This is a genomic window from Silvania hatchlandensis (assembly GCF_025564065.1).
GTDB classification, from domain to species: domain Bacteria; phylum Pseudomonadota; class Gammaproteobacteria; order Enterobacterales; family Enterobacteriaceae; genus Enterobacter; species Enterobacter hatchlandensis.
In genome coordinates this window covers 95,378-119,804 of sequence record NZ_JAMGZK010000036.1, presented here as the reverse complement: position 1 = coordinate 119,804, position 24,427 = coordinate 95,378, and the positions used below count along the sequence as shown (strand labels likewise).

Annotated in this window: 23 protein-coding genes; 10 read left to right on the top strand and 13 right to left on the bottom strand. The window is 57.5% G+C overall.

Features of this window, described 5'->3' with window-relative positions:
- A partial coding sequence (locus M8014_RS02895; protein WP_271280592.1) for a hypothetical protein occupies nt 1–108 on the top strand: 108 nt, incomplete at its 5' end.
- 38 nt (nt 109–146) lie between these two features.
- Here M8014_RS02895 and M8014_RS02890 read toward each other — a convergent pair.
- The 3 genes from M8014_RS02890 to aegA all read right to left on the bottom strand — a co-directional run bounded on the left by M8014_RS02890 (nt 147) and on the right by aegA (nt 3,922).
- Complete coding sequence (locus M8014_RS02890; RefSeq protein ID WP_271281043.1) at nt 147–1,190, bottom strand: DUF1176 domain-containing protein; 1,044 nt, start codon at nt 1,188–1,190, stop codon at nt 147–149.
- Nucleotides 1,191–1,317: 127 nt separating this feature from the next.
- The gene (nudK, locus tag M8014_RS02885) at nt 1,318–1,893 is read right to left on the bottom strand and encodes a GDP-mannose pyrophosphatase NudK (protein ID WP_271281042.1); all 576 of its coding nucleotides are present in this window, start codon (nt 1,891–1,893) and stop codon (nt 1,318–1,320) included.
- A gap of 67 nt (nt 1,894–1,960) precedes the next feature.
- Nucleotides 1,961–3,922, bottom strand: a complete 1,962-nt coding sequence (aegA, locus tag M8014_RS02880) for a formate-dependent uric acid utilization protein AegA (protein WP_271281041.1) — start codon at nt 3,920–3,922, stop codon at nt 1,961–1,963.
- Between the two features lie 216 nt (nt 3,923–4,138).
- Between aegA and narQ the strand changes: the two genes are divergently transcribed.
- Together narQ and acrD are read left to right on the top strand one after the other, a co-directional pair.
- Nucleotides 4,139–5,836, top strand: coding sequence for a nitrate/nitrite two-component system sensor histidine kinase NarQ (gene narQ / locus M8014_RS02875; protein WP_271281040.1), 1,698 nt, complete (start codon nt 4,139–4,141; stop codon nt 5,834–5,836).
- A gap of 107 nt (nt 5,837–5,943) precedes the next feature.
- Nucleotides 5,944–9,057 (top strand): multidrug efflux RND transporter permease AcrD, encoded by a 3,114-nt coding sequence (gene acrD / locus M8014_RS02870; RefSeq protein WP_271281039.1) that lies wholly within the window; start codon nt 5,944–5,946, stop codon nt 9,055–9,057.
- A gap of 107 nt (nt 9,058–9,164) precedes the next feature.
- Here the strand turns inward: acrD and ypfM are convergent, their stop codons facing one another.
- Nucleotides 9,165–9,224 (bottom strand): protein YpfM, encoded by a 60-nt coding sequence (gene ypfM / locus M8014_RS02865; protein WP_001386977.1) that lies wholly within the window; start codon nt 9,222–9,224, stop codon nt 9,165–9,167.
- Nucleotides 9,225–9,610: 386 nt separating this feature from the next.
- Here ypfM and M8014_RS02860 point away from each other — a divergent pair, with 386 nt between their 5' ends.
- Genes M8014_RS02860 through M8014_RS02850 form a run of 3 tightly spaced genes read left to right on the top strand, consistent with a single transcriptional unit; the run spans nt 9,611 to nt 11,322 of the window.
- Entirely contained in the window at nt 9,611–9,967 is a 357-nt protein-coding gene (locus M8014_RS02860) for an ArsC family reductase (protein ID WP_271281038.1), read from the top strand.
- A gap of 3 nt (nt 9,968–9,970) precedes the next feature.
- Nucleotides 9,971–11,098: a succinyl-diaminopimelate desuccinylase gene (dapE, locus tag M8014_RS02855; RefSeq protein WP_271281037.1), complete on the top strand. Its 1,128-nt coding sequence runs from the start codon at nt 9,971–9,973 to the stop codon at nt 11,096–11,098.
- A 26-nt stretch (nt 11,099–11,124) separates the two neighbouring features.
- Nucleotides 11,125–11,322: a YpfN family protein gene (locus tag M8014_RS02850; RefSeq protein ID WP_039029679.1), complete on the top strand. Its 198-nt coding sequence runs from the start codon at nt 11,125–11,127 to the stop codon at nt 11,320–11,322.
- A 39-nt stretch (nt 11,323–11,361) separates the two neighbouring features.
- Here the strand turns inward: M8014_RS02850 and ypfH are convergent, their stop codons facing one another.
- The 6 genes from ypfH to dapA all read right to left on the bottom strand — a co-directional run bounded on the left by ypfH (nt 11,362) and on the right by dapA (nt 17,898).
- A complete protein-coding gene (gene ypfH / locus M8014_RS02845; RefSeq protein ID WP_271281036.1) occupies nt 11,362–12,057 on the bottom strand; it encodes an esterase in 696 nt (231 codons plus the stop codon).
- 73 nt (nt 12,058–12,130) lie between these two features.
- Nucleotides 12,131–14,131, bottom strand: coding sequence for a tRNA(Met) cytidine acetyltransferase TmcA (locus M8014_RS02840; RefSeq protein WP_271281035.1), 2,001 nt, complete (start codon nt 14,129–14,131; stop codon nt 12,131–12,133).
- A 15-nt stretch (nt 14,132–14,146) separates the two neighbouring features.
- Nucleotides 14,147–15,016, bottom strand: coding sequence for a KPN_02809 family neutral zinc metallopeptidase (gene ypfJ, locus M8014_RS02835; protein ID WP_271281034.1), 870 nt, complete (start codon nt 15,014–15,016; stop codon nt 14,147–14,149).
- Between the two features lie 129 nt (nt 15,017–15,145).
- Entirely contained in the window at nt 15,146–15,859 is a 714-nt protein-coding gene (gene purC, locus M8014_RS02830) for a phosphoribosylaminoimidazolesuccinocarboxamide synthase (RefSeq protein ID WP_271268998.1), read from the bottom strand.
- A gap of 109 nt (nt 15,860–15,968) precedes the next feature.
- Complete coding sequence (gene bamC, locus M8014_RS02825; protein ID WP_271281033.1) at nt 15,969–17,003, bottom strand: outer membrane protein assembly factor BamC; 1,035 nt, start codon at nt 17,001–17,003, stop codon at nt 15,969–15,971.
- A gap of 16 nt (nt 17,004–17,019) precedes the next feature.
- A complete protein-coding gene (gene dapA / locus M8014_RS02820) occupies nt 17,020–17,898 on the bottom strand; it encodes a 4-hydroxy-tetrahydrodipicolinate synthase (protein WP_271281032.1) in 879 nt (292 codons plus the stop codon).
- A 144-nt stretch (nt 17,899–18,042) separates the two neighbouring features.
- On the opposite strand from dapA, the gene M8014_RS02815 reads away from it, so the two are divergent.
- Together M8014_RS02815 and bcp are read left to right on the top strand one after the other, a co-directional pair.
- Nucleotides 18,043–18,612, top strand: coding sequence for a glycine cleavage system transcriptional repressor (locus tag M8014_RS02815; RefSeq protein ID WP_271281031.1), 570 nt, complete (start codon nt 18,043–18,045; stop codon nt 18,610–18,612).
- Nucleotides 18,612–19,082, top strand: a complete 471-nt coding sequence (gene bcp / locus M8014_RS02810) for a thioredoxin-dependent thiol peroxidase (protein ID WP_271281030.1) — start codon at nt 18,612–18,614, stop codon at nt 19,080–19,082. The genes M8014_RS02815 and bcp overlap by 1 nt, the downstream gene beginning before the upstream one ends.
- 44 nt (nt 19,083–19,126) lie before the next feature.
- On the opposite strand, the gene M8014_RS02805 is transcribed toward bcp, so the two are convergent.
- The gene (locus tag M8014_RS02805; protein WP_271281029.1) at nt 19,127–20,188 is read right to left on the bottom strand and encodes an AI-2E family transporter; all 1,062 of its coding nucleotides are present in this window, start codon (nt 20,186–20,188) and stop codon (nt 19,127–19,129) included.
- A gap of 221 nt (nt 20,189–20,409) precedes the next feature.
- Here M8014_RS02805 and bepA point away from each other — a divergent pair, with 221 nt between their 5' ends.
- Complete coding sequence (gene bepA, locus M8014_RS02800; RefSeq protein ID WP_271281028.1) at nt 20,410–21,873, top strand: beta-barrel assembly-enhancing protease; 1,464 nt, start codon at nt 20,410–20,412, stop codon at nt 21,871–21,873.
- 12 nt (nt 21,874–21,885) lie between these two features.
- Nucleotides 21,886–22,242 carry an arsenate reductase (glutaredoxin) gene (gene arsC, locus M8014_RS02795; protein WP_271281027.1) on the top strand — a complete coding sequence of 119 codons (357 nt, stop codon included), beginning with the start codon at nt 21,886–21,888 and terminating at the stop codon, nt 22,240–22,242.
- Nucleotides 22,243–22,276: 34 nt separating this feature from the next.
- Here the strand turns inward: arsC and M8014_RS02790 are convergent, their stop codons facing one another.
- Nucleotides 22,277–22,978 carry a DnaA inactivator Hda gene (locus M8014_RS02790; protein ID WP_271281047.1) on the bottom strand — a complete coding sequence of 234 codons (702 nt, stop codon included), beginning with the start codon at nt 22,976–22,978 and terminating at the stop codon, nt 22,277–22,279.
- 95 nt (nt 22,979–23,073) lie between these two features.
- The gene (gene uraA / locus M8014_RS02785) at nt 23,074–24,363 is read right to left on the bottom strand and encodes a uracil permease (protein WP_271281026.1); all 1,290 of its coding nucleotides are present in this window, start codon (nt 24,361–24,363) and stop codon (nt 23,074–23,076) included.
- Nucleotides 24,364–24,427 lie beyond the last annotated feature (64 nt).

Here is a 24,427-nt window from a genome sequence, read left to right as displayed (position 1 = left end):
CAGATGGTCAGGCTGCCGACAAGAAGGGAAAGGGCCTTCCCGAGGGTGGTAAAGGAGAGGCCCTGGAGGTACACCACAGCCCCGAAAAAGGGCCAGTCAGTTGCTTAACTGACTGGCATTACAACCTTGTTGCCGTTTTGCTTTTATTATCGGGTGATCCACAACGTGGGCCAGGCATCTGGCCCATGCCAGTTATCGCAGCTCGGCTCTTCGGCGTAGCGCACGAGGCGAAAACGCTGGCCGGTAAAGCGCCAGCGCGTCTGGATCCCGCAGTCGGCAATCCCGCGCCCCAGTGCCAGAGTGGTCAACTCGCGGCTCTTCTCATCAAAGCTGGCGTTCATCAGCTCCATGTCGCTGCTTTCGCTGGAGGCAATAAACGGCAGCCGCAGGCGCACCGCATGGGACGCGAACGGTTTTTTGCGCGACACCAGCCAGGCTAAGTCCACCGTGTTATAGGCACCCGCCTCGCAGCTGATTATCAATAGCGCTTTGTCATCCGTTAACGCCGTCACCCGCACTTCCCGACGCGTCGGATCGAGGGAACACTGACTGTTATTCATCCTCCAGGTACCGTAATCGACCAGATCGCTGCGCTCCTCGCGCGACAGCGGGGTCGGCGTCGGGTTGACCAACGCCACCTCTTTCAGCGCAGGCGCGGGCGGCACGCTCAGCGGCGGCTCGTCGCCTTTATTGATCCACGCAGTTTCACTCCCGCCGCGTTTTTGCTGGGCGTCGATAAACTGGATGGCCTCTTTCAGCCCGTTCAGCGAGAGCGTCTGCTTGCCCTTATCAAGGGTGATCGCTTTTTTCTGCTGGAGCGTGGTTAACAGGGCAGTGATGAGGGTGGGATTGTCCGTGGTCAGACGCCACGGGGCGATCTGCCAAAGCCTGGCATCCAGCGGGAGCGGCTCTCCGTCAAGACGCAAGCGGGGAGCGATGGCAGGTTCTTTCGGATCGGGGGTCGACAGCCCGCCGAGATCGATACGCAGTACCGCGTCGGCTTTGGCACCCGCACTGCGGCTCAGGGTCATGACCAGCCCGTTATGCTCACCGGTATTACGTGCAATGCAAAAATTCTGGTTGTTGCAGGTAACCTGCCAGTCAGTAAACGACTGCTGTGCCGGTGCCGCCTGAACAAAAGACGCAGGCAGCATGCAGAGCATGAAAGTAAGAAAAACGCAGTGACGCATGAATAGCACGATCCTGGAAGCATACGGGACAGACAGACAGACGCTATCTTCCTGCTCAGGACGGGGTTGCTCAATCGGATTTATCGGATAGATTTATCCAAAATGCATCTTTTTAAGCTCAATAAGATCAAGCCATTAGCCCGGAGCCCTGCAAATATTGTAATAATATCACCGTTTTGCCATCGCGTATTTCACCCGTTTGTATCATCGTTAATGCCTGAGCAAAGGGCAGTTCAAGCACCTCGATATCTTCATCTTCTACGCCGCCGCCCGCGCTGGTGCGCTGCGCCTCGCTGTATTCCGCAATGAAGAAATGAACGATTTCCGTCACGCCGCCAGGGGACATATACAGCTCAAAGACTTTACGCACGTCGCCCACGGCAAAACCTGTCTCTTCGACGGCCTCTTTGCGGATACAGACTTCAGGCTCGTCGTCATCCAGCAGCCCGGCGCAGGTCTCAATCAGCCGCCCCTCAAGGTTGCCATTGACCCAGGTGGCAACGCGGAACTGGCGGATCAGCACCACGCTCTTTTTCTCGCGGTTGTACAACAGGATGGTGGCGCCGTTACCCCGATCGTACACCTCACGCTTGTGGCGGATCACCTCGCCATTGCTGCGGGTCAGATCGTAGGTGACGTTGCGCAGAACAAAATAGTTTTCAGACAGGACTTTATCTTTAATCAGGTCAATTTTCAGGGACATACGGGCTCCATAGCGCAAGGCATTAACGCCATACTACGCGGTGAAGCCCATTTTGTCGTCCGTCGGATCAATGGGCGGCGGGTGCTTTTACCCCCAGCCAGTCGGCGATCCCTTGGGCAGCGTGCCGCCCTTCTGCCATGGCGGTCACCACCAGATCCGCTCCACGTACCGCGTCGCCACCGGCAAAAATCTGCGGATTGCTGGTCTGATAGCGGAAGCGACTGTCGACGCTGGCGGCAATCCGTCCCCAGTCATCGACCTCGACGCCCTGCGCCTGCAGCCAGGGCATCGCGTGCGGGTTAAAGCCAAAGGCCATGATCACCGCATCGGCCGGCATCACAAACTCGCTGCCGGGGATCGGTTGCGGGCGGCGGCGGCCCTGCGAATCAGCCTCCCCAAGACGGGTGCGCAGCAGGCGGATGCCGTTGACGCGCCCGGCATCGTCGAGCACCAGTTCCACCGGCTGGACGTTAAATTCAAACACCGCACCTTCTTCTTTGGCGTTTTTGACCTCTTTTTTCGAGCCTGGCATATTGGCTTCATCCCGACGATAGGCGCAGGTGACATTCGTCGCCCCGTGACGCAGCGCGGTGCGCACGCAGTCCATCGCCGTGTCGCCGCCCCCCAGCACCACTACGTTCAGCCCGGCGGTATCGACAAAGGGTTCTTCTGCCGAAGAGGTCAGCCCCATCAGCTGGCGGGTATTGCCCACCAGGAACGGCAGCGCATCGTACACGCCCGGTGCGTCTTCATGCGGGATCCCGGCTTTCATCGACCGGTAGGTGCCCACGCCGACAAACAGCGCATCGTAGTCGCTCAGCAGCTCTGCAAGTGGAACGTCTTTTCCCACTTCGCAGTTCAGTTCGAAGCGGATACCCATTGCGGTAAAAATCTCCCGACGACGTGCCAGCAGAGATTTATCCAGCTTAAACGCCGGAATGCCGAAGGTGAGCAGGCCGCCGATCTCTGGATGACGGTCAAACACGGTTACGCTGACGCCGCGACGGATCAGCGCGTCGGCGCACGCCAGCCCGGCAGGCCCGGCACCAATAATCGCCACGCGTTTATCCACCGGCTGCACGCCGCTCAGATCCGGTCGCCAGCCTTTCGCCAGCGCCTGGTCGGAGATATAGCGCTCAATGTTACCGATGGTCACCGAACCGGCGACGTCGCGCACCGTGCAGGCCCCTTCGCACAACTTGTCCTGCGGGCAGACCCGGCCGGTGATTTCCGGCAGACAGTTAGTCTGATGAGAGAGCTCGACGGCGGCGTCGATGTTTCCCGCCAGCACCAGCTCAACCCACTGGGGAATAGGGTTATGCAGCGGGCAGGTCCATTCACACACTGAATGCTCGCCGCACTTCAGGCAGCGTTCGGCCTCACGGTGCGCCTGCTCCGGGCGAAACGGCAGGTAGATTTCGGCAAAGTTATTCGCCCGGGCCGCCGGGGAAAGCTTATCTGGCTCACCGCGCGGCGGCAGAGCAGACATCTGCTCGCGTTTGCTGATGCCCACCGGGCTGATACCCGCGCGGGTCTGCCACGGCTGCGCCTCATGACGGGCCGTGCGCAGACGCCGGGTGCGGGCCAGCTGATTGAGGCTGTCCGGGGTAACACGCGACAAGGCATCCGCCGGGCAGTTTTCGACGCAGGCCGGGCCCTGCGGGCGGTCCAGGCACAAATCGCACTTCTGCGCGGTGGCCGCCTCTAAGGTAGTCACAATTTCCATGGTGCCAAACGGGCAGGCCACCACGCAGGCTTTGCAGCCGATGCATTTTTGGCTGTCCACCTGCACACTGTCGCGGGTTCTGGCGATCGCGCCGTTCGGACAGCTTTGCGCACACGGGGCGTTTTCACAGTGATGGCAGGCCACGGCACTGTGCCTGTTGCCTTCTTTGACCACGGTGATGCGCGGGGTAAAATGGCGCGGGTTGAGGGGATGCTGCTCGTCGTGGTGAGCCATCACGCAGGCCACTTCGCAGGCACGACATCCAATACATTGCTGGCTGTTCGCCATGATAAAATGATTCATAAGATACTCGACCAGACTTCCATAACCTTATTCTTTATATGAATATTGTATTTACCGACCGCAACGGTATCAGGCAATGTTCAATTGCCCAGGAAAGCGAACTATTTCGCCTGAACCTGTGGCAGATCAATTAATTTCATTGCGGTTAAAATGACGTTTCGAAATCTGGCGATACTCTCGCCAGGACAGGACCGCACTCAGCTCAGGATGCTATTTGTGACCGTTAAACAGCCCGTTTCACGAAGCCTCGCCCGGGCTTTGTTCTCGATTATTGTGTTGTCCCTGCTGACCGGTGCGATTGCGCTGTTTACCCTCGCCAGCAGCCAGCGCGATGCCGAAGCGATCAACCTGGCGGGCTCGCTGCGAATGCAGAGCTATCGGCTGGGTTACGAGATCCAACGTGGTGACAACGATCTGGCGGCACATCGTCTGGCCTGGCAGCAGACGCTGGACGCCCCTGCCCTTCAGAGCCTGGACCGCTGGTATGTGCCAAACGAAGTGAAGCAGCGCTATCGCCAGCTGCAGCTCAGTTGGCAGACGGTGGATCAAAAGCTGGCCCAGGGTGATTACCGCTGGTATCAGAGCCACATCAGCGAATATGTGCGGCGGATCGACGCTTTTGTTCTCTCTTTACAACACTACGCCGAGCATAAGATCCAGCTGGTGGTCGCCATTTCACTGGCGGGCGGGCTCGCTATTTGTCTGCTGGCGTTTCTCACCCTGCGCCGCATCCGCCGACAGGTGGTAGCCCCGCTCACGCATCTGGTCGCCGCCAGCCAGCAGATTGAACAGGGCCGCTTCGATCACCCGGTGCCGGACAGCGACCTGCCGAACGAGCTGGGCCTGCTGTCACGCACCTTTAACCACATGTCGGCCGAGCTGCACACGCTGTACCGCTCGCTGGAAAGTTCGGTTGAGGAGAAAACCCGCCACCTGCATGAAGCCCACCAGCAGCTGGAGATGTTGTTTAAGTGCTCGCAGGCGATGAATACCAGCCAGATCGACAGCCACTGTTTTCGCCATGTTCTGCAGATCGTGCAGGAGTACGCCGGGATGCGCTATGTGGCGCTGCACGCCAGCGATGACTGGCAGCTGCAGGAAGGCAGCGCCTCTGGCGAACTTGAGATGCAGACCCTGCCGGTGGTGATGCTGGAGACCCGCTTCGGCGAGCTGCGCTGGCAGAGCGATCAGAGCGCAGTGTCGCTGCCGCTGATGAAAAACGTCGCGATCCTGCTCGGACGCGGGATCTACTTTAACCAGGCGCAGAAGCACTACCATCAGCTGCTACTGATGGAGGAGCGCGCCATCATTGCCCGGGAGTTGCACGACTCGCTGGCGCAGGTGCTCTCATACCTGCGCATCCAGCTGACGCTGCTTAAGCATGCGGTTCCGCCGGAGAATCTCCCGGCGCAAAACATCATTACTGATTTTTCTCAGGCGCTGAACTCCGCCTATCAACAGCTGCGCGAGCTGCTGGCCACCTTCCGTCTGACGCTGAACCAGGCCAACCTGCCCGCCGCGCTGCAGGAGACGATGGATAGCCTGCAGAATCAGACCCGTGCCAGACTGCACCTTGACTGTCGGCTTTCGACGCTGGCGCTGGATGCGCACAAGCAGGTGCATTTACTGCAGATTGTGCGTGAGGCGGTGCTGAATGCCATTAAACATGCGCAGGCCAGCGAGATCACCGTCAGCTGCGCCACCGCCCCGGAGGGCGTCCATACTGTGTATATCCGTGATAACGGGATTGGCATCGGCGATGCCAGCGAGCCGCCAGGCCACTACGGCCTGAACATTATGCGCGAGCGCGCCGGGCGGCTCGGAGGCACATTGCACTTCTCGCAGCCACCGGACGGCGGCACCCAGGTGAATGTCAGCTTCCACTCGCCGGTAAATAACAGTAAAGACGCATGATAATTTACATTATCTCCTTTATTTCTCCACGTTTGACACCCACGTTGCCGCTAGAGTGAGGCGGCAATCTATCATCGCGATGCGCAGCAAAACGAGGTCTCATTTTAATGGCGAATTTTTTCATCGATCGCCCCATTTTTGCCTGGGTGCTGGCAATTTTGTTATGCCTGACGGGTACACTGGCTATTCTTTCACTCCCCGTTGAGCAGTACCCGGAGCTGGCCCCGCCTAATGTGCGCATCACGGCCAACTATCCTGGCGCCTCCGCACAAACGCTGGAGAACACCGTCACCCAGGTCATTGAGCAGAACATGACCGGCCTCGATAACCTGATGTATATGTCGTCCCAGAGCAGCGCCACCGGCCAGGCAACGGTCACCCTGAGCTTTACCGCGGGTGCCGATCCGGATGAAGCGGTACAGCAGGTGCAAAACCAGCTTCAGTCCGCGATGCGCAAGCTGCCGCAGGCGGTGCAAAACCAGGGCGTGACGGTGCGTAAAACCGGTGATACCAACATCCTGACCATCGCCTTTGTCTCCACCGACGGCTCGATGGATAAGCAGGATATCGCCGACTACGTGGCCAGTAATATTCAGGATCCGCTGAGCCGCATTAACGGCGTGGGGGATATTGACGCCTACGGCTCGCAGTATTCGATGCGCATCTGGCTCGATCCGGAGAAGCTGAACAGTTTCCAGATGACGGCGAAAGACGTGACCGACGCCATCGAATCGCAAAATGCGCAGATAGCCGTTGGCCAGTTGGGCGGGACGCCGTCCGTCGATAAGCAGGCGCTGAATGCCACCATCAACTCCCAGTCGCTGCTGCAAACGCCGCAGCAGTTCCGCGACATCACCCTGCGCGTTAACCAGGACGGGTCGGAAGTGCGCCTTGGCGATGTTGCCACGGTGGAAATGGGGGCAGAAAAATACGATTACCTGAGCCGCTTTAACGGCAAGCAGGCATCCGGGCTGGGGGTCAAGCTGGCCTCAGGTGCCAATGAGATGGCAACGGCGGAGCAGGTCATCAACCGTCTCGACGAGCTGTCGCACTATTTCCCGCACGGGCTGGAATATAAAGTCGCCTACGAAACCACCTCTTTCGTGAAAGCCTCCATCGAGGATGTAGTCAAAACCCTGCTTGAGGCCATCGCGCTGGTGTTCCTCGTGATGTACCTGTTCCTGCAAAACTTCCGCGCCACCCTGATCCCGACCATTGCCGTCCCGGTGGTGCTGCTCGGCACTTTCACGGTGCTGTACGCCTTTGGCTACAGCATCAATACCCTCACCATGTTTGCGATGGTGCTGGCGATCGGCCTGCTGGTGGATGACGCCATCGTGGTGGTGGAGAACGTCGAACGCATCATGAGCGAAGAGGGACTCTCACCGCGCGAGGCCACGCGCAAGTCGATGGGGCAGATCCAGGGGGCGCTGGTCGGTATCGCGATGGTGCTGTCCGCAGTGTTTGTGCCGATGGCCTTCTTTGGCGGGACGACGGGCGCCATTTACCGCCAGTTCTCCATCACCATTGTTTCGGCAATGGTGCTGTCGGTGCTGGTGGCGATGATCCTCACCCCTGCCCTGTGCTCCACCCTGCTCAAACCGCTGCACAAAGGCGAGCAGCACGGTCAGAAAGGCTTCTTCGGCTGGTTCAACCGCATGTTTAACCGCAGCGCCGCGCGTTACGAAGCGGGCGTGGGCCGCATTCTGCAGCGCAGCCTGCGCTGGATATTTATCTACGTACTGCTGCTCGGCGGGATGATCTTCCTGTTCCTGCGACTGCCGACCTCGTTCCTGCCGCTGGAGGACCGGGGGATGTTTATCACCTCCGTGCAGCTGCCGAGCGGTTCTACGCAACAGCAGACCCTGAAAGTGGTCGAGCAGGTTGAGTCGTACTTCTCCACCAAAGAGAAAGATACCGTCCTGTCGGTGTTCGCCACCGTGGGATCGGGTCCTGGCGGCAACGGCCAGAACGTCGCGCGCATGTTTGTGCGCCTGAAAGACTGGGATCAACGTGACCCGGACACCGGCAGCTCATTCGCCATTATCGAGCGCGCCACCAAAGCCTTTAGCCACATCAAAGAGGCGCGCGTCTTTGCCAGCAGTCCCCCGGCGATTAGCGGGCTCGGCAGCTCGGCAGGGTTTGATATGGAGCTGCAGGATCACGCCGGAGCCGGACACATCGCACTGATGGCCGCGCGCGACCGGCTGCTGGAGCTGGCGGGTGAAGAGCCTTCCCTGACCCGCGTGCGCCACAACGGTCTGGACGATAGCCCGCAGCTGCAGGTCGATATCGACCAGCGTAAGGCGCAGGCGCTGGGGGTATCGATTGACGATATCAACGACACGCTGCAAACCGCCTGGGGCTCAAGCTACGTGAATGATTTTATGGACAGAGGGCGCGTGAAGAAGGTCTACGTGCAGGCCGATGCCAAATACCGCATGCTGCCGGACGATATCAACTTATGGTATGTGCGCAACAACGATGGCGGCATGGTGCCCTTCTCGGCCTTTGCTACCTCGCGCTGGGAGACGGGTTCACCACGCATGGAGCGATACAACGGCTATGCGGCGGTAGAGATCGTCGGGGAGGCCGCACCAGGGGTCAGTACCGGAACCGCGATGGACGTGATGGAAAATCTGGTGCAGCAGCTTCCGGCCGGGTTTGGCCTGGAGTGGACCGCGATGTCCTATCAGGAACGCCTTTCCGGGGCGCAGGCCCCGGCGCTGTATGCCCTGTCGCTGCTGGTGGTGTTCCTGTGCCTGGCCGCGCTGTATGAAAGCTGGTCGGTGCCGTTCTCGGTAATGCTGGTGGTACCGCTGGGGGTGATCGGTGCCCTGCTCGCCACCTGGATGCGTGGTCTGGAAAATGATGTCTACTTCCAGGTAGGGTTGTTGACGGTTATTGGTCTGTCGGCGAAGAACGCTATTCTGATCGTGGAATTTGCCAACGAGCGGAATGAACAGGGTCAGGACTTGCTGTCGGCAACGCTTGAAGCCTGTCGTCAACGCCTGCGCCCGATCCTGATGACCTCGCTGGCGTTTGTCTTCGGCGTACTGCCGATGGCCACCAGCTCCGGCGCGGGTTCCAGCAGCCAGCACGCGGTCGGGACCGGTGTGATAGGCGGGATGATTTCAGCGACCATTCTCGCCATTTACTTTGTCCCGCTGTTCTTTGTGCTGGTGCGCCGTCGTTTTCCGCTAAAAGAGCGGCCACAATAATCTTCAGCAAATAAAAAAGGCGCCCCAACCAGGCGCCTTTTTTGTGTGTTTATTTACACACTATCGTTATTTTGCTAATTAAGTGCTCTTGCAATTCTTCAAGAATGTCATTTACGAAGCATGACTTCGATAAAATCTTTCCAGTTCCCCAGTTCACGTTCAATCATAACTACCTCTCTTATTATTATCGGCATTCTACGAGAATATATCATCATTGTGAAGAGGTTTTAATCAGTGGTGGTCGCCTACCTCCCTTGGTACGACTGGCTTGTACTAACTATGCGTCTAAGCTCATAAATTTTATGTGACGCACTGCAATATTTTGAAACAACCACTATTTAGGATGAACACTTTAATTATCAACTGTTTTACAGGGTATTTTGTTTCTGAGCAGCTATGCGTTTACGATGAGAGAATATTCATAACAGGGGTGATTTCTGCATTAATCATGAATATTAAATAATGTTATAAAACAAATGTGTTATATTTTTTCCTCCCTGCATCATCGAAAACACTGAGCAATTCATCGCTATTTAAGACAAAAGGATTCACCATGATCACCCTCTACGGCATCAAAAACTGCGACACCATAAAAAAAGCCCGTCGCTGGCTTGAGGATAACCACGTTGATTACCGTTTTCACGACTATCGCGTTGACGGCCTTGATGCGGAACTAATACAAAAATTCATCGCCGAGCTGGGCTGGGAAGCATTGCTGAATACCCGCGGCACCACCTGGCGCAAGCTGGATGAAACCGTGCGCAGCAGCATCACTACTGCCGACAGCGCCGCTGCCTTGATGATTGAAATGCCGGCAATCATCAAACGCCCATTGCTCTGGGCGCCCGGTAAGCCTATGCTGCTGGGTTTCAAAGAATCCCAATACCAAACCTATTTTATTGAGGTGTAGTCTATGTCATGCCCGGTCATTGAGCTGACTCAGCAGCTTATTCGCCGCCCCTCCCTGAGCCCGGACGATGCGGGTTGTCAGGCTCTGATGATCGAACGCCTGCGGGCGATTGGTTTCACCGTCGAACCCATGGATTTTGGCGATACGCAAAACTTCTGGGCATGGCGCGGTCAGGGCGAAACGCTGGCGTTTGCCGGACATACTGATGTGGTGCCGGCAGGTGATGCCGACCGCTGGATCAATCCCCCTTTCGAACCGACGATCCGCGACGGTATGTTGTTTGGTCGCGGCGCGGCGGACATGAAAGGTTCGCTGGCAGCGATGGTAGTTGCCGCAGAACGTTTTGTTGAGCAACACCCGAATCACAGAGGCCGTCTGGCGTTTTTGATAACCTCCGATGAAGAGGCCAGCGCCAAAAACGGTACGGTGAAAGTGGTCGAAACGCTGATGGCGCGTAACGAACGCCTCGACTACTGCCTTGTCGGTGAACCGTCGAGCACCGAAGTGGTGGGTGACGTAGTGAAAAATGGCCGTCGCGGCTCTATCACCTGTAACCTGACCATTCACGGCGTGCAGGGTCACGTGGCCTATCCGCACCTTGCCGATAACCCGGTTCACCGCGCGGCTCCGATGCTCAACGAGCTGGTCGGGATCGAGTGGGACAAGGGCAATGAATACTTCCCGCCAACCAGCATGCAGATTGCCAACATGCAGGCGGGTACCGGCAGCAACAACGTGATCCCCGGCGATCTGTTTGTGCAGTTTAACTTCCGCTTCAGCACCGAACTGACCGACGAGATGATCAAAGCTCGCGTGGCGGCGCTGCTGGAGAAGCATCAGCTGCGCTACAGCGTTGACTGGTGGTTATCCGGTCAGCCGTTCCTCACCGGACGCGGTAAGCTGGTTGATGCGGTGGTTAACGCTATCGCGCACTATAATGAAATTAAACCGCAACTGCTGACCACGGGCGGCACATCTGACGGGCGCTTTATTGCGCGCATGGGTGCGCAGGTGGTGGAACTTGGGCCGGTTAATGCCACGATTCATAAAATCAATGAATGCGTGAATGCAGCTGATTTGCAACTGCTGGCCCGTATGTATCAACGTATTATGGAGCAACTCGTCGCCTGACGATTGCCCTGAAGAAGGATAAGCGAATGGACTGGCTGGCTAAATACTGGTGGATTCTGGTGCTGGTTTTTCTGGTAGGCGTACTGCTGAACGTGATCAAGGATCTCAAGCGCGTTGATCACAAGAAATTCCTCGCCAACAAACCCGAACTTCCCCCGCATCGTGACTTTAACGATAAATGGGATGATGAAGACGACTGGCCGAAGAAAGACCAGAAGAAGTAAGACGTTATCCCTCTCCCCTGCCGGGGAGAGGGTCATCCCCTACAAAAACTCGATAATATCGTCGTCCTTCGGCTTGCTGCCGCTAAGCGCTTCATCGAAGTAGTGCTTCGGCACGGTAAAATGCAGGTGATCCAGTGCGAACTGAATACTGCGATCGTCAATGGCATGTCCCAGCTCATCAACAATATCCAGCGTCACATCGCCACCCGCGCGGATAAGCGCTTCCTGAGCGGCCACCGCATGGGACAGCTCAATCACCCGGTCTTCACCGCCGTGAATCAGATGGATGGTGGTCGCAGTCGTGGCGCGTTCAGGTAAGGTCGCGTAGCGGCCATTAAACGCAATTACGCGCGACACCAGCTCCGGCTCGGCCTTCACGCTCTCCAGCGCCATGATTGCACCCTGCGAAAAACCGATCAGCGCGGTAGCATTTGCTGCTACGCCGCTTTGCTGCTGCCAGTAACGTACTGTATCGATAAACACCGGCATGATTGCATTCACGCGCTCCTGACGGTTCTCTTCCGTTACGCCCTGCACTGAAAACCACTGGCGGCCCGTTGGCCCGCATTGCTCTACGCCGCCGATGCTCACGACCAACGCATCCGGGAACTGCGGCGCAAACCAGCTGCCGATCTGTCCCATGTTGACCGGGTTATCGCCGACGCCATGAAACAGCAACAGCAGCTGTTTGGCCGGTTGTGCGGGGCTCTGGACAATAAAATGGTCATGTTTCATGGCGATCTCCTTAATTGATAGGCTGAATTTTACGCCTGACAAACAGAATGAACATGCCGGTTTACTGATGAAGTCATTGAAAAAATTGCCATTGCAAAATCGTAGATTGCAGCTGCCGGGCCCGTTCATCGTCATGCTGCGCCAGCGCTGCGCCCGTTTCACTGCGCAAATGGGCCAGCAACGCTTTACGTCCGCTCAGCTTCAGGACACGACTCAGAGCCGCATCGTCCAGCCCCGATTCGATTTTGCCGCGCAGCCCCGCCAGCGGCAGAGAGGTAGCCAGAAGCAGTCGCGTCAGGCTGGCGACCGCGGCGGAGAACGGACGGTGCGCAAAGGCAAACCCGGCCAGCTCCAGCCAGTCATCATCATTAAGGGTAGACTCCCCACCTGCCGCTACCGGGATCTTTTCACCGTTCCAGTACTCAATAATGGATGCATCGCGACAGAGCCGCTGATGCTCACGCTGGCAAAGCGCTCGTCCCGCTTCGCTGAGCGGCAGCATCGCCATCGCCGTGTAGCACCCGCTGCTGGCCTCCCGGTGGCCGCCGATCCGCACCAGCACAAAACCACAGCGCTGCCAGAAGCGCCACAGTTCGTCGGTATAGCCGAAGCTGACGGAAAGGTAGTCCGTCTGCGCCAACTGACTGGCGCTGGCGACCAACGCCTGGCCAATCCCTTCGCGCTGGCGGGCAGGATGCACCGCCACGCGGGTCACCCGTCGGGCGGTGAGCGCGGCCGCCTGGGGTGAACCTCCGTGCGCGGCCAGCGACTGCGCCACCAGATTGCCGCGCGGACGACGATAGCCTGCCCATACCGCCTGACTGAGGGCCGGGCTTAACCCGCCCTCCTCCACCAGCCACAGCGCACCGCAGACCGTCTCACCGGCACGGGCAGCGACGAAATGCTGCCCCGGCGCGTCCATCATCCGCCGCAGATCGAGCGGCGAGGTTCGATAGTGGGCCGCACACAGCAGCTTATAGACCGCTGCCGGATACGCGGGTGCCTGGCTCCAGGCCTCCTGCTCCAGCGGCGTAAACTGAACAGGCCCCTGAGGTGTGGTGTCGTCGGGCTCGTCATCGAACAGCAGCACCTCGGCGATGATGCGCTCCAGCGGGCATCCCGCCGCCCAGCGCACCGGCGCACAGAGGGTGAAGTAGCGTAGCCCGGCAAAGCGGGCACAGAATTTCAGTAAAAAGCCTCTGCCGGTCCCTTCATAGCCCTGCACCGTGGTAGTCAGCAGCACGCGAGGGAAGCGCGCCACCAGCTGCGCCAGCAGCGGGCCGGGAATGGCGGCGGCTTCATCAACGATCAGCCAGTCAGCCACCTGAGTCGAGGCCAACAGCGCGTCAGGTGCCATAAAGTGATAGCGCTCGCCGGCAAAGCGGGCAATAACCTCGGTCGCGGCGCGGGCGGGTGCCGTCACAAGGGCGTTGCCCGGTATACGCTGCAGCAGCATACCCGCCAGGGCCGATTTGCCGCGCCCGCGCGGGGCGGTCACCGCAGCCACGCCCTCGGGCATCTGGGTCAGGTTGTCGAGGATCGCGGCCTGCTCACTCTGCGGCTCGCCGCTGGCGGGGTGCCAGTCGGGCGCTGCTGGGGTGGACAATAAAGTAAATGGTTGCCCCTGCTGGCACAGCAGTACCTGTGGATCGCGGGCGATGTGGCGGCAGAAGTGATGAATAAAATGTGGGGTGACGATGGGTTGTGGACTGTCGCTCCAGCGCAGTGAATCGCGGTCGGGCTGGTCAGCCCAGCGGGCAAAGTCAGGAACCAGCAACACCAGCAGGCTACCGGCCCGCAGCGTACCGCCTGCGGCGGCGAACGCCGAGACGTCAAAACCGCGGCGGGCATCGAAGATGGCATGCAGAAACTCGCGGCCCAGCAGTTGATGCAGCGCCTGGGGCGAACAGGCGTCAGCCACGGGGGCGTTATCGCCCACCCAAAGCCAGTCGCCGGGATGGGCATCGCGCAGGGCCAGCGCCTGCTGTTGGGTCCAGACCTCATCCCCGCTCAGCACCAACAGCCGCCGATGCCCCTCACGAGCCAGTTGTTCAGGTAAACCCGATAATCTCATCCCTGACATTGCTGATTACAGGGCCTTACCGAAAGTATTGCACTGGGCCGGATCGCCACCGTCAAAACCGCGTTTGAACCACTGATAGCGCTGTTCCGAGGTACCGTGAGTGAAGCTGTCCGGCACTACACGCCCCTGGCTTTGCTGTTGCAGACGGTCATCGCCAATGGCGTGGGCGGCGTTAAGGGCTTCTTCCAGATCGCCCGCTTCCAGCACGCCCTGCTGCTGCATGCTGTGGCCCCAGACTCCGGCAAAGCAGTCTGCCTGCAGCTCCATGCGTACCGACAGCGCGTTCACTTCGGCCTCGCTGGCATTCTGCTGAAGCTGGCGAACTTTTGGCTCAATACCGAGCAGCTTTTGCACGTGGTGCCCGACTTCGTGGGCAATGACGTAACCCTGGGCAAAGTCGCCATCGGCGCCCAGTTTGCGTTTCATGTCATCGTAGAAGGAGAGATCGATATAGACGGTGGTGTCGGCAGGACAATAAAACGGCCCCATCACCGATTGTCCGGTGCCGCAGCCGGTACGGGTTGCACCGCGATACATCACCAGCTTGGGCTGCTGGTAGGTACGGCCCATTTTGTCAAACAGCTGTCCCCAGGTATCTTCGGTGGTGGCGAGCACCACGGAGGTAAATTTGGCGGCTTCGTCTTCGTTCGGGCTGATAGAGCGCTGGGTCTGCTGCTGTTGCTGCTGCATCGGCTGTCCGGTTAGCAGTCCGCTCAGGTCGACGCCGTAATAGCCCGCGACCACCACCACCAGCAGTAAGATAATACCGCCCTTTCCCCCCGGCAGACGAAAGCCGGGGCCGCCGCCCATTGATGGACCGCCGCCACTGCGTCTGTCTTCTACATTGTCGCTTTCGCGACGCCCTTGCCAACGCATAACCACCTCAAATATTATTTTGATAATGAGTATGATCGTAGGCGGTTCAGGGAAAGATTACCACAGGAAACAAGGATGAGATGCCAGAGAAACAGGGGTGTTCTCTGGCACAAAGCGCGGAATTAGGAATTAATCAAGCTTGACGCCCAGACGGTGGGCAACGGCTTCATAGGCTTCAATCAGGCCACCCAGGCTCTGACGGAAGCGGTCTTTGTCCATCTTATCCAGCGTCTCTTTGTCCCACAGGCGGCTGCCGTCCGGGGAGAACTCATCGCCCAGCACCACTTCGCCGTTGAACAGACCGAATTCCAGTTTGAAATCGACCAGAATCAGACCGGCGTCATCAAACAGCTTTTTCAGCACGTCGTTGGCTTTAAAGGTCAGTTCCTGCATGCGCGCCAGGTTCTCTTTGCTCACCCAACCAAAGGTTTCGCAGTAAGATTCGTTGACCATCGGATCGTGCATGGCGTCGTTTTTCAGGAACAGGTCAAACAGCGGCGGATTAAGCTCGATACCTTCTTCGATACCCAGACGCTTCACCAGGGAGCCTGCGGCGCGGTTACGAACGACACATTCCACCGGAACCATCTCCAGCTTTTTCACCAGACATTCCGTATCGGACAGCAACGCTTCCATCTGCGTCGGAATACCCGCTTCTTCCAGCTTGCTCATAATGAAGTGGTTGAACTTATTGTTCACCATCCCCTTACGGTCGAACTGTTCAATGCGCGCGCCATCTCCTGCTGACGTATCATTGCGGAACTCGAGCACCAACAGATCGGGATTTTCCGTGCTGTATACGGTTTTCGCTTTGCCACGATACAACTCAGCTTGCTTCTGCATCTTCATTACTCCTGGTGTGATGATTTGTGTACAAAACCCGGCACATTATGCCACGCACACGTTTGCGTAGCACGAAAATAAAAAGGGCTGGATTAACCAGCCCCTTTTTTTATTTGCTGAATGCAGCCTGGAAGGCAGCGACCAGCGCATCGTTCTGCGACTGGGTCAGCGTGTGACCTTTCGGGTCGATAAACTGCAGGCTGCTACGGTTGTCCAGATCGCCGACCTGAAGTTTGTAGTCGCCAGAGGACAGACCCGGATCGCGAGCACCCAACGCTTCCCAGCCGCTGTCGGACAACGGTTTGTAGGTCACGGCCATGCTGCCGGTTGAGCGGGTACTGTCGGTCACTTTCATGCCAACGCGCTCAAGGGTAGCTGGCAGACGCTGCCAGACTTGTTGGAACGGACCGCGCACCACCAGCATTGGCAGACCGGTATCGTCGGCCGCGCTCTGAACGTCGAAGGTCGCGCCATTACGGCTCTGCGCCGCATTGGCGGCATCGGTCGCGGTTTTGTCGAGGCCCGCTGCGATAACGTTAAGCATCTCGGTGCTGTAGCGCTGCATGGAAGCGGCATCCGCCACTGGCTTGCCCGCCTGCTCCAGATTCAGCAGCTTAACCACCACCGCCTGCTGATAACCCTGAGGTTTAACAGAGACTTGATAACGGCCACGGTACTGTTGGTCTTCATCCAGACGACTCCATTCAACCCAGTCTGTCGTCAGCGTCTGGCTGGCGTCGTCACGTTTATCAATCGCGTAGTTTTTCGACTGAATCACGCTGACCACCTGCGGCCACAGCGTTGCATTACGCGCACTCTCGACCTGCAGCGTCGCGGTATCGCCCGTGAACTGAGTACGCGCCCCGCTCACCAGCGCCAGAGGCTGAGCTGGCGGACGAATATCAAGCGCCTTACCTACCGCGCCACTGCCGTTGGTGACAGGAATGTTATAGTCGCCATTCTGAACCGGCAGGATCATGCCAGCAGGTGCGTGAATTTCAGCAAGCGGCGCAGCATCCAGATAGGATTCGTCACCGCTCACCTGGCGCTTGTAGCGCGAATCTGAGCTACAGGCCGCGAGCAGCATCACAAGCGAAACACCCGCAACCTTCACCAGGCGCGATTTCTGTACTGAGTAAGCCATCAAATCTCCCTAAACTTTACAGCAAACCGGCATGCTTCAGCGCACCAGTGACCGTTTCACGACCGTGGTCGGTAATCGGGGTCATCGGCAGGCGCAGCGTGTCGGTCGCTACAAGTCCCAATTCCTTACATGCCCATTTCACTGGGATCGGATTGGGCTCGACAAATAATTTGTTGTGCAGCGGCATCAGACGCTGGTTAATCACGCGTGCTTCGTTGAAATGACCGGCCGCGGCCAGTTTACACATTTCGGCCATATCGCGGGCTGCAACGTTGGTGGTCACGGAAATTACGCCGTGGCCGCCGAGCTGCATAAAGTCCAGCGATGTCGCATCATCACCACTCAGCAGAACAAAGTCATCTGAAACCAGCTCTTTGATCTGATGAACACGACTTAAGTTCCCGGTCGCCTCTTTAATACCGATAATATTTTTAACTTTCGCGAGGCGGCCTACCGTTTCTGGCAGCATATCGCAACCCGTACGCGACGGCACATTATACAGAATTTGCGGCAAGTCAGTATGTTCAGCGATGGCTTTGAAATGCTGGAACAGACCTTCCTGCGTCGGGCGGTTGTAGTACGGCGTTACCGTCAGGCAACCGACCACGCCACTGTCGTTAAAACGCTGGGTCAGGCTGATGGCTTCAGCGGTGGCGTTGGCGCCCGTACCAGCAATGACCGGAATACGTCCGTCAGCCAGCTCAAGGGTCATCATTACCACTTCGCCATGCTCTTCGTGGCTCAGCGTAGCAGATTCACCGGTAGTCCCTACCGAAACAATCGCCGAGGTTCCGCTGGCGACATGATAATCAATCAGTTTCTTCAGGCTTGACCGGCAGACATTACCTTTCTCATCCATCGGTGTAACAAGCGCAACAATACTTCCCGTGAACATGGGCCATCCTCTGTGCGTGCAAGAGCCTCAATGGTACGTTTGGTGCTGTAATAAAAGCAAGCGACGTGAGGCCTCCAGGTTATTGTATGCCGGTTTTTTTTATGCTTTCCTTAGAACACTTAACCACGCAAAGGAAGAACAGGTTTGACAACCTCATCACAACATTACCTGGTTATCACTGCGCTGGGTGCCGACAGGCCGGGTATTGTGAACACCATCACCCGCCATGTGAGTAGCTGCGGCTGTAATATTGAAGACAGCCGACTGGCGATGCTGGGGGAAGAGTTCACCTTCATTATGCTGCTGTCCGGGTCATGGAATGCCATCACCTTAATTGAATCGACCCTGCCGTTAAAAGGGGCAGAGCTGGATCTGCTGATCGTGATGAAGCGCACCAATGCTCGCCCGCGTCCGGCGATGCCCGCGACGGTGTGGGTGCAGGTTGAAGTGGCCGACTCCCCGCATTTGATTGAGCGCTTTACGGCGCTGTTCGACAGTCATCAAATGAACGTTGCCGAGCTGGCTTCCCGCACGCAGCCCGGCGATGGCGATGCCATACCGAAGCTGTTTATCCAGATCACCGCCCACAGCCCGGCGTCGCAGGATGCGTCAAATATTGAGCAAGCCTTCAAAGCCCTCTGTACAGAATTACATGCGCAAGGCAGTATAAACGTCGTTAATTATTCCCCGCATGAACAAGATGGAGTTAAGTAATGAATCCACTGAAAGCCGGTGACATCGCACCGAAATTTAGCCTGCCCGATCAAGACGGCGAGCAAGTAAATTTAACCGACTTCCAGGGACAGCGTGTTCTGGTCTATTTCTACCCGAAAGCCATGACGCCAGGCTGTACCGTACAAGCGTGCGGTCTACGCGATAACATGGACGATTTGAAAACAGCAGGTATTGAAGTGTTGGGTATCAGCACCGATAAGCCAGAAAAACTGTCCCGCTTTGCTGAAAAAGAGCTGCTGAACTTTACGCTGCTCTCCGATGAAGACCATCAGGTCTGCGCAGAATTTGGCGTCTGGGGTGAGAAGTCCTTTATGGGTAAAACCTACGACGGCATTCATCGCATCAGCTTCCTGATTGGTGCTGACGGTAAAGTTGAACATGTGTTTGATGACTTCAAAACCAGCAACCACCACGACGTGGTGTTGAACTGGGTGAAAGCGAACGCCTGAGTCATTTATGTTGCCGGGTAGCGCTACCGCTTACCCGGCAACGATTACTCTTCAACAGCAGGCACATCCGGCCAGGCGTGCACCACCGCTTTGATAAGCGTGGCCAGCGGGATGGCAAAGAACACCCCCCAGAATCCCCACAGCCCGCCAAAAATCACCACTGACAGAATAATGACGATCGGATGCAGGTTCACCGCTTCGGAGAACAGCACCGGCACGAGCAGGTTGCCATCCAGCCCCTGGATAATCAGATAGACGACGAAACAGCTCCAGAACTCCGGGCCCAGCCCAAACTGGAACAGCGCCACGCCGATAACCGGAATGGTAACCACAAATGCCCCGATATAGGGGATCAGCACTGAGAATCCGACCAGCACCGCCAGCAGCAGGGAATAGTTCAGACCGAAGACAAAGAAACCAATCCAGGTAGCGACACCGACGACGATCATTTCCGTCACTTTTCCGCGAATGTAGTTGGTGATCTGCTGGTTCATCTCCTGCCAGACCTGCCCCGCCAGCCCGCGGTTGCGCGGCAGTACGCGACGCACCGCGTTCAGCATCTGCTCTTTGTCCTTCACCAGGAAGAAGACCATCAGCGGGACCAGTACCAGATAAACGGCCAGAGTCAGCAGGCCGACCAGCGACGCGAGGGAGAATTTTACCACCGTATCCCCCATCGTCATGATGCGGGTACGCACGTTTTCCGCCATCGCATCAATAATGCCCGCATCCATCAACGCCGGATAACGACGCGGCAACGTGGCGGCAAAATCAGAGAGTTTGCTGAGCATCCCCGGCATATCACGGATCAGGTTGATCCCCTGCTGCCAGGCGATCGGCATCACCACAAACGACATTAACAGCAGAATACCGGCGAAAAAGACCAGCACGATAACGCTGGCCCAGCGGCGGGAACAGCCGATGTTTTGCAGGCGAACCGTGGGCCACTCCAGCAAATAGGCAAGCACAATGGCGACCAGCAGCGGTGCCAGCAGTCCGCTGAAGAAGAAAAGAATGCCAAATCCGGCGACAAGGATAACCAGCAAAGCAATGGCCTCCGGATCGCTAAAGCGTCGGCGGTACCACTGCATTAATAACTCGAGCATACAACCCTTTCCTGATTATGATGGCGGGGTGAAAAGTGTGAATTGTATCGAAGTGTCACTGAAAAGACTTCGCTTTTTATCGTGCTGTCACAAAACGCAAAAGCCTGAAAAGGGGGATGTTCTTATCGTCCTGACCCGGCTACACTCCCAGAGCAGCAAGCGGTGAACGATATACAGGTTCATTGGTCAAAATAGCACACCCAAAAGACAGGACAGAGGTTATGTTCAGGCAGTTGAAAAAAACGCTGGTTGCGACGCTTATCGCTGCGCTGACCGCAGGCCAGATGATGCCTGCTTTCGCTGACTCTGCCGAATCATTGCCCGATATGGGCACCTCGGCAGGAAGCACGCTCTCCATTGGTCAGGAGATGCAGATGGGCGACTTTTATGTGCGCCAGCTGCGCGGCAGTGCGCCGCTGATTAACGACCCGCTGCTGGTACAGTACATCAATTCGCTGGGGATGCGCCTGGTCTCGCATGCAGACTCGGTGAAAACCCCGTTTCACTTCTTTTTAATCAATAACGATGAAATCAACGCCTTCGCCTTCTTCGGTGGCAACGTGGTGCTGCATTCAGCGTTATTCCGCTATTCCGATAACGAAAGTCAGTTGGCGTCGGTAATGGCGCACGAAATATCTCACGTCACCCAACGCCATCTGGCGCGCGCAATGGAAGACCAGAAGCGCAATGCGCCGCTCACCTGGGTAGGCGCGCTGGGTTCGATTCTGCTGGCGATGGCCAGCCCGCAGGCAGGGATGGCCGCGCTGACCGGCACGCTGGCCGGTACCCGTCAGGGGATGATCAGCTTCACCCAGCAAAACGAACAGGAAGCCGACCGCATCGGGATTCAGGTCCTGCAACGCTCCGGGTTCGATCCCCAGGCGATGCCGGGCTTCCTCGAGAAATTACTCGATCAGGCGCGCTATTCCTCACGTCCGCCGGAAATTTTGCTCACTCACCCGTTGCCTGAAAGTCGTCTCTCTGACGCCCGCAACCGTGCCAACCAGATGCGTCCGGTGGTGGTGCAGTCCTCAGAAGATTTCTACATGGCGAAGGTCAGAACCCTCGGGATGTACAATTCCGGGCGTAACCAGCTGACCAACGATCTGCTGGACGCACTGGGCAAAGGCAACGTGCGTGAACAGCGCGCGGCACAGTATGGCCGGGCGCTGCAGGCGATGGAAACCAGCAACTACCCTGAAGCACGCAAACAGCTGCAGCCGCTGCTGACGGCCGAGCCGGGCAATGCCTGGTATCTCGACCTGGCGACCGATATCGATCTGGGGCAGAAAAAGGCTCAGGATGCGATTAACCGTCTGAAAGGTGCCCGTGAGCTGCGCACCAACCCGGTATTGCAGCTCAACCTGGCGAATGCTTACTTACAGGGCGGACAGCCGCAGGACGCGACCACGATCCTTAACCGCTATACCTTTAGCAATAAAGATGATCCTAACGGCTGGGTTCTGCTGGCCCAGGCTGAAGCCGCGCTGGGCCATCGCGATCAGGAGCTGGCCGCTCGCGCCGAAGGCTATGCCCTCGCCGGACGCCTGGACCAGGCTATTTCATTGCTGAGCAGCGCCAGTTCACAGGTTAAACTCGGTAGCCTGCAGCAGGCACGCTACGATGCCCGCATCGATCAGCTGCGCCAGCTACAGGTACGCTATCGCCCGTACGAAAAGATGTAACCAGGAGAAGAGATGTCTGAGGTCACGATCTACCATAACCCGCGCTGCTCCAAGAGCCGCGATACCCTGAGTCTGCTGAAATCCAACGGCATTGACCCGCAGGTGGTGCTTTATCTGGATACACCACCGGATGCGCAGACCCTGCGCGCGCTGCTCAGCCAGTTGGGGATGGTCAGTGCCAGAGAGTTAATGCGCCAGAAAGATGACCTGTATACCTCGCTGGGTCTGGATGACAGCCATCTCAGCGAAGATGAACTGATTCAGGCGATGGTCAACAATCCTAAGCTGATTGAGCGCCCGATTGTGGTGGCTAACGGCAAAGCGCGCATAGGTCGCCCGCCTGAACAGGTGCTTGAGATTGTGAATTAAGCATGAAGTGGCCCGGCGACGCGTGCTTGCCGGGCTACAGGCTGAGGATTTCTTTAACGAAGGGGATGGTTAATTTCCGCTGGGCGGTAATCGAAGCCCGATCCAGCTGATCGAGGGTCACAAACAGCGTGCGCATCTCACGATCCAGACGTTTTAACAGGAAACGCCCCACGTCCTCCGGCAGTTCAAACCCGCGCAGTCGCGCCCGCAGCTGCAATGCCTGCAGTTTATCTTCATCGGAGAGCGGCTGTAATTTGTAGATTTGCCCCCAGTCGAGACGCGAAGCCAGATCCGCAAGGCCCAGATTGAGCTGACGCGGTGGACGATCGCCGGTGATCAGTAGCCGGGTTTTGCCCGATTCCAGAATGCGATTGTAGAGATCAAAAATCGCCATTTCCCACAGTTCGTCACCCGCCACGCATTCGATATTGTCGATGCAGACCAGCGAGAGCTGTTCCATGCCATCGAGCACTTCCGGCACAAACCAGGTGCGTTTATCCAGCGGCACATAGCCCACAGCATCGCCACGTGCGGAGAGCTCAGCACAGGCTGCGTGCAGCAAATGGCTGCGTCCCGCGCCTTCGCGCGACCAGATATAGATGTAACCGCTGTGATCCTGGCGCAACACGTTTTGCAGTGCAGCCAGTAAAGAGGGGTTATCACCCGGCCAGAAACTCGCGAAAGTCTCGTCGTCGGGAAGATAAAGTGGCAAAGAGAGCTGTGCCGGTGCGTTCAGAAATACCTCAACCAGATCTTACTCGGAATCGGCACAGAGTTTAGCACGGAACACGCGGGGAGAGAACCGGGCGGATCGACCGCCCGGTCTGACGATCAATGCGAAACTTTTTCGCTCTCTTCCGCGTCCAGCACCGTCTCTTCCGGGCGCAGAACGGAGATCAGCTTGAAGATCAGGCTCAGGCTGATACCGACGATGGTCGCCAGCGCCATGCCTTTCAGCTCTGCGGCACCAATGTGCACCTTCGCGCCGCTAACGCCGATAATCAGAATAACCGAGGTGAGGATCAGGTTCTGCGCTTTGCTGTAATCCACTTTGGATTCGATCAGCACGCGGATACCGGATGCACCAATCACTCCGTAAAGCAGCAGAGACACACCGCCCATCACCGGAACCGGGATGATCTGAATGGCCGCCGCGAGCTTGCCGACGCAGGAGAGCAGAATGGCGATGATTGCCGCCCCGCCGATCACCCAGGTGCTGTACACGCGGGTGATCGCCATAACGCCGATGTTCTCGCCGTAGGTGGTGTTCGGCGTGGAGCCGAAGAAGCCGGAGATAATGGTCGAGAAGCCGTTGGCAAACATCGAACGGTGCAAGCCCGGGTCGCGGATCAGATCGCGCTTAACGATATTCGCCGTCACCACCAGGTGCCCGACGTGCTCGGCAATCACCACCAGCGCCGCAGGCAGAATAGTGAAGATCGCAAACCACTCAAAGCGCGGGGTATAGAAGGTCGGCAGCGCAAACCAGTGTGCCTGGGCGATTGGCGCGGTATCGACTACGCCCATGGCAAAGGAGAGCGCATAGCCCGCCAGCACGCCAATCAGGATCGGGATAATCGCCATAAAGCCGCGGAACAGCACTGAGCCAAAGACGGTCACACCCAGCGTTACCAGCGAGATGATGATGGTTTTGGAATCCGGTGCCTGGCCATCGGCTGGCAGCAGACCCGCCATGCTCGCCGCAACCCCTGCCAGCTCAAGACCAATAACGGCAACGATTGCGCCCATTGCCGCAGGCGGGAAGATGACGTCCAGCCAGCCGGTACCCGCTTTCTTGACGATAAACGCCACGATGCAGAACAGCACGCCGCACATGATAAACCCACCCAGCGCCACCTCGTAGCCTAACGGCAGCAGCAGCAGAACCGGAGAGATAAACGCAAAGCTGGAGCCCAGATAGGCCGGGATTTTGCCTTTACAGATAAAGAGATAAAGCAGCGTGCCGACACCGTTAAACAGCAGTACGGTGGCCGGGTTGATGTGGAACAGGATTGGCACCAGCACGGTTGCGCCAAACATGGCGAACAGGTGCTGCAAACTAAGCGGGATTGTCTGTAAAAGCGGCGGTCTTTCACTCACCCCGATAGCACGGCGCGTCATAGTGTCTTCCTCAAGTGTTGTGTGTTTCTGACGGTTGGTTTTTTATTCAAAAAAAAGCCGACTA

Bases quoted from the DNA above. Each gene is read 5' to 3' on its own strand.
- M8014_RS02890 (WP_271281043.1), bottom strand. From the start codon at position 1,190: ATGCGTCACTGCGTTTTTCTTACTTTCATGCTCTGCATGCTGCCTGCG.
- nudK (WP_271281042.1), bottom strand. From the start codon at position 1,893: ATGTCCCTGAAAATTGACCTGATTAAAGATAAAGTCCTGTCTGAAAAC.
- aegA (WP_271281041.1), bottom strand. From the start codon at position 3,922: ATGAATCATTTTATCATGGCGAACAGCCAGCAATGTATTGGATGTCGT.
- acrD (WP_271281039.1), top strand. From the start codon at position 5,944: ATGGCGAATTTTTTCATCGATCGCCCCATTTTTGCCTGGGTGCTGGCA.
- M8014_RS02860 (WP_271281038.1), top strand. From the start codon at position 9,611: ATGATCACCCTCTACGGCATCAAAAACTGCGACACCATAAAAAAAGCC.
- dapE (WP_271281037.1), top strand. From the start codon at position 9,971: ATGTCATGCCCGGTCATTGAGCTGACTCAGCAGCTTATTCGCCGCCCC.
- M8014_RS02850 (WP_039029679.1), top strand. From the start codon at position 11,125: ATGGACTGGCTGGCTAAATACTGGTGGATTCTGGTGCTGGTTTTTCTG.
- ypfH (WP_271281036.1), bottom strand. From the start codon at position 12,057: ATGAAACATGACCATTTTATTGTCCAGAGCCCCGCACAACCGGCCAAA.
- M8014_RS02840 (WP_271281035.1), bottom strand. From the start codon at position 14,131: ATGAGATTATCGGGTTTACCTGAACAACTGGCTCGTGAGGGGCATCGG.
- ypfJ (WP_271281034.1), bottom strand. From the start codon at position 15,016: ATGCGTTGGCAAGGGCGTCGCGAAAGCGACAATGTAGAAGACAGACGC.
- purC (WP_271268998.1), bottom strand. From the start codon at position 15,859: ATGCAGAAGCAAGCTGAGTTGTATCGTGGCAAAGCGAAAACCGTATAC.
- bamC (WP_271281033.1), bottom strand. From the start codon at position 17,003: ATGGCTTACTCAGTACAGAAATCGCGCCTGGTGAAGGTTGCGGGTGTT.
- dapA (WP_271281032.1), bottom strand. From the start codon at position 17,898: ATGTTCACGGGAAGTATTGTTGCGCTTGTTACACCGATGGATGAGAAA.
- bcp (WP_271281030.1), top strand. From the start codon at position 18,612: ATGAATCCACTGAAAGCCGGTGACATCGCACCGAAATTTAGCCTGCCC.
- M8014_RS02805 (WP_271281029.1), bottom strand. From the start codon at position 20,188: ATGCTCGAGTTATTAATGCAGTGGTACCGCCGACGCTTTAGCGATCCG.
- bepA (WP_271281028.1), top strand. From the start codon at position 20,410: ATGTTCAGGCAGTTGAAAAAAACGCTGGTTGCGACGCTTATCGCTGCG.
- arsC (WP_271281027.1), top strand. From the start codon at position 21,886: ATGTCTGAGGTCACGATCTACCATAACCCGCGCTGCTCCAAGAGCCGC.
- uraA (WP_271281026.1), bottom strand. From the start codon at position 24,363: ATGACGCGCCGTGCTATCGGGGTGAGTGAAAGACCGCCGCTTTTACAG.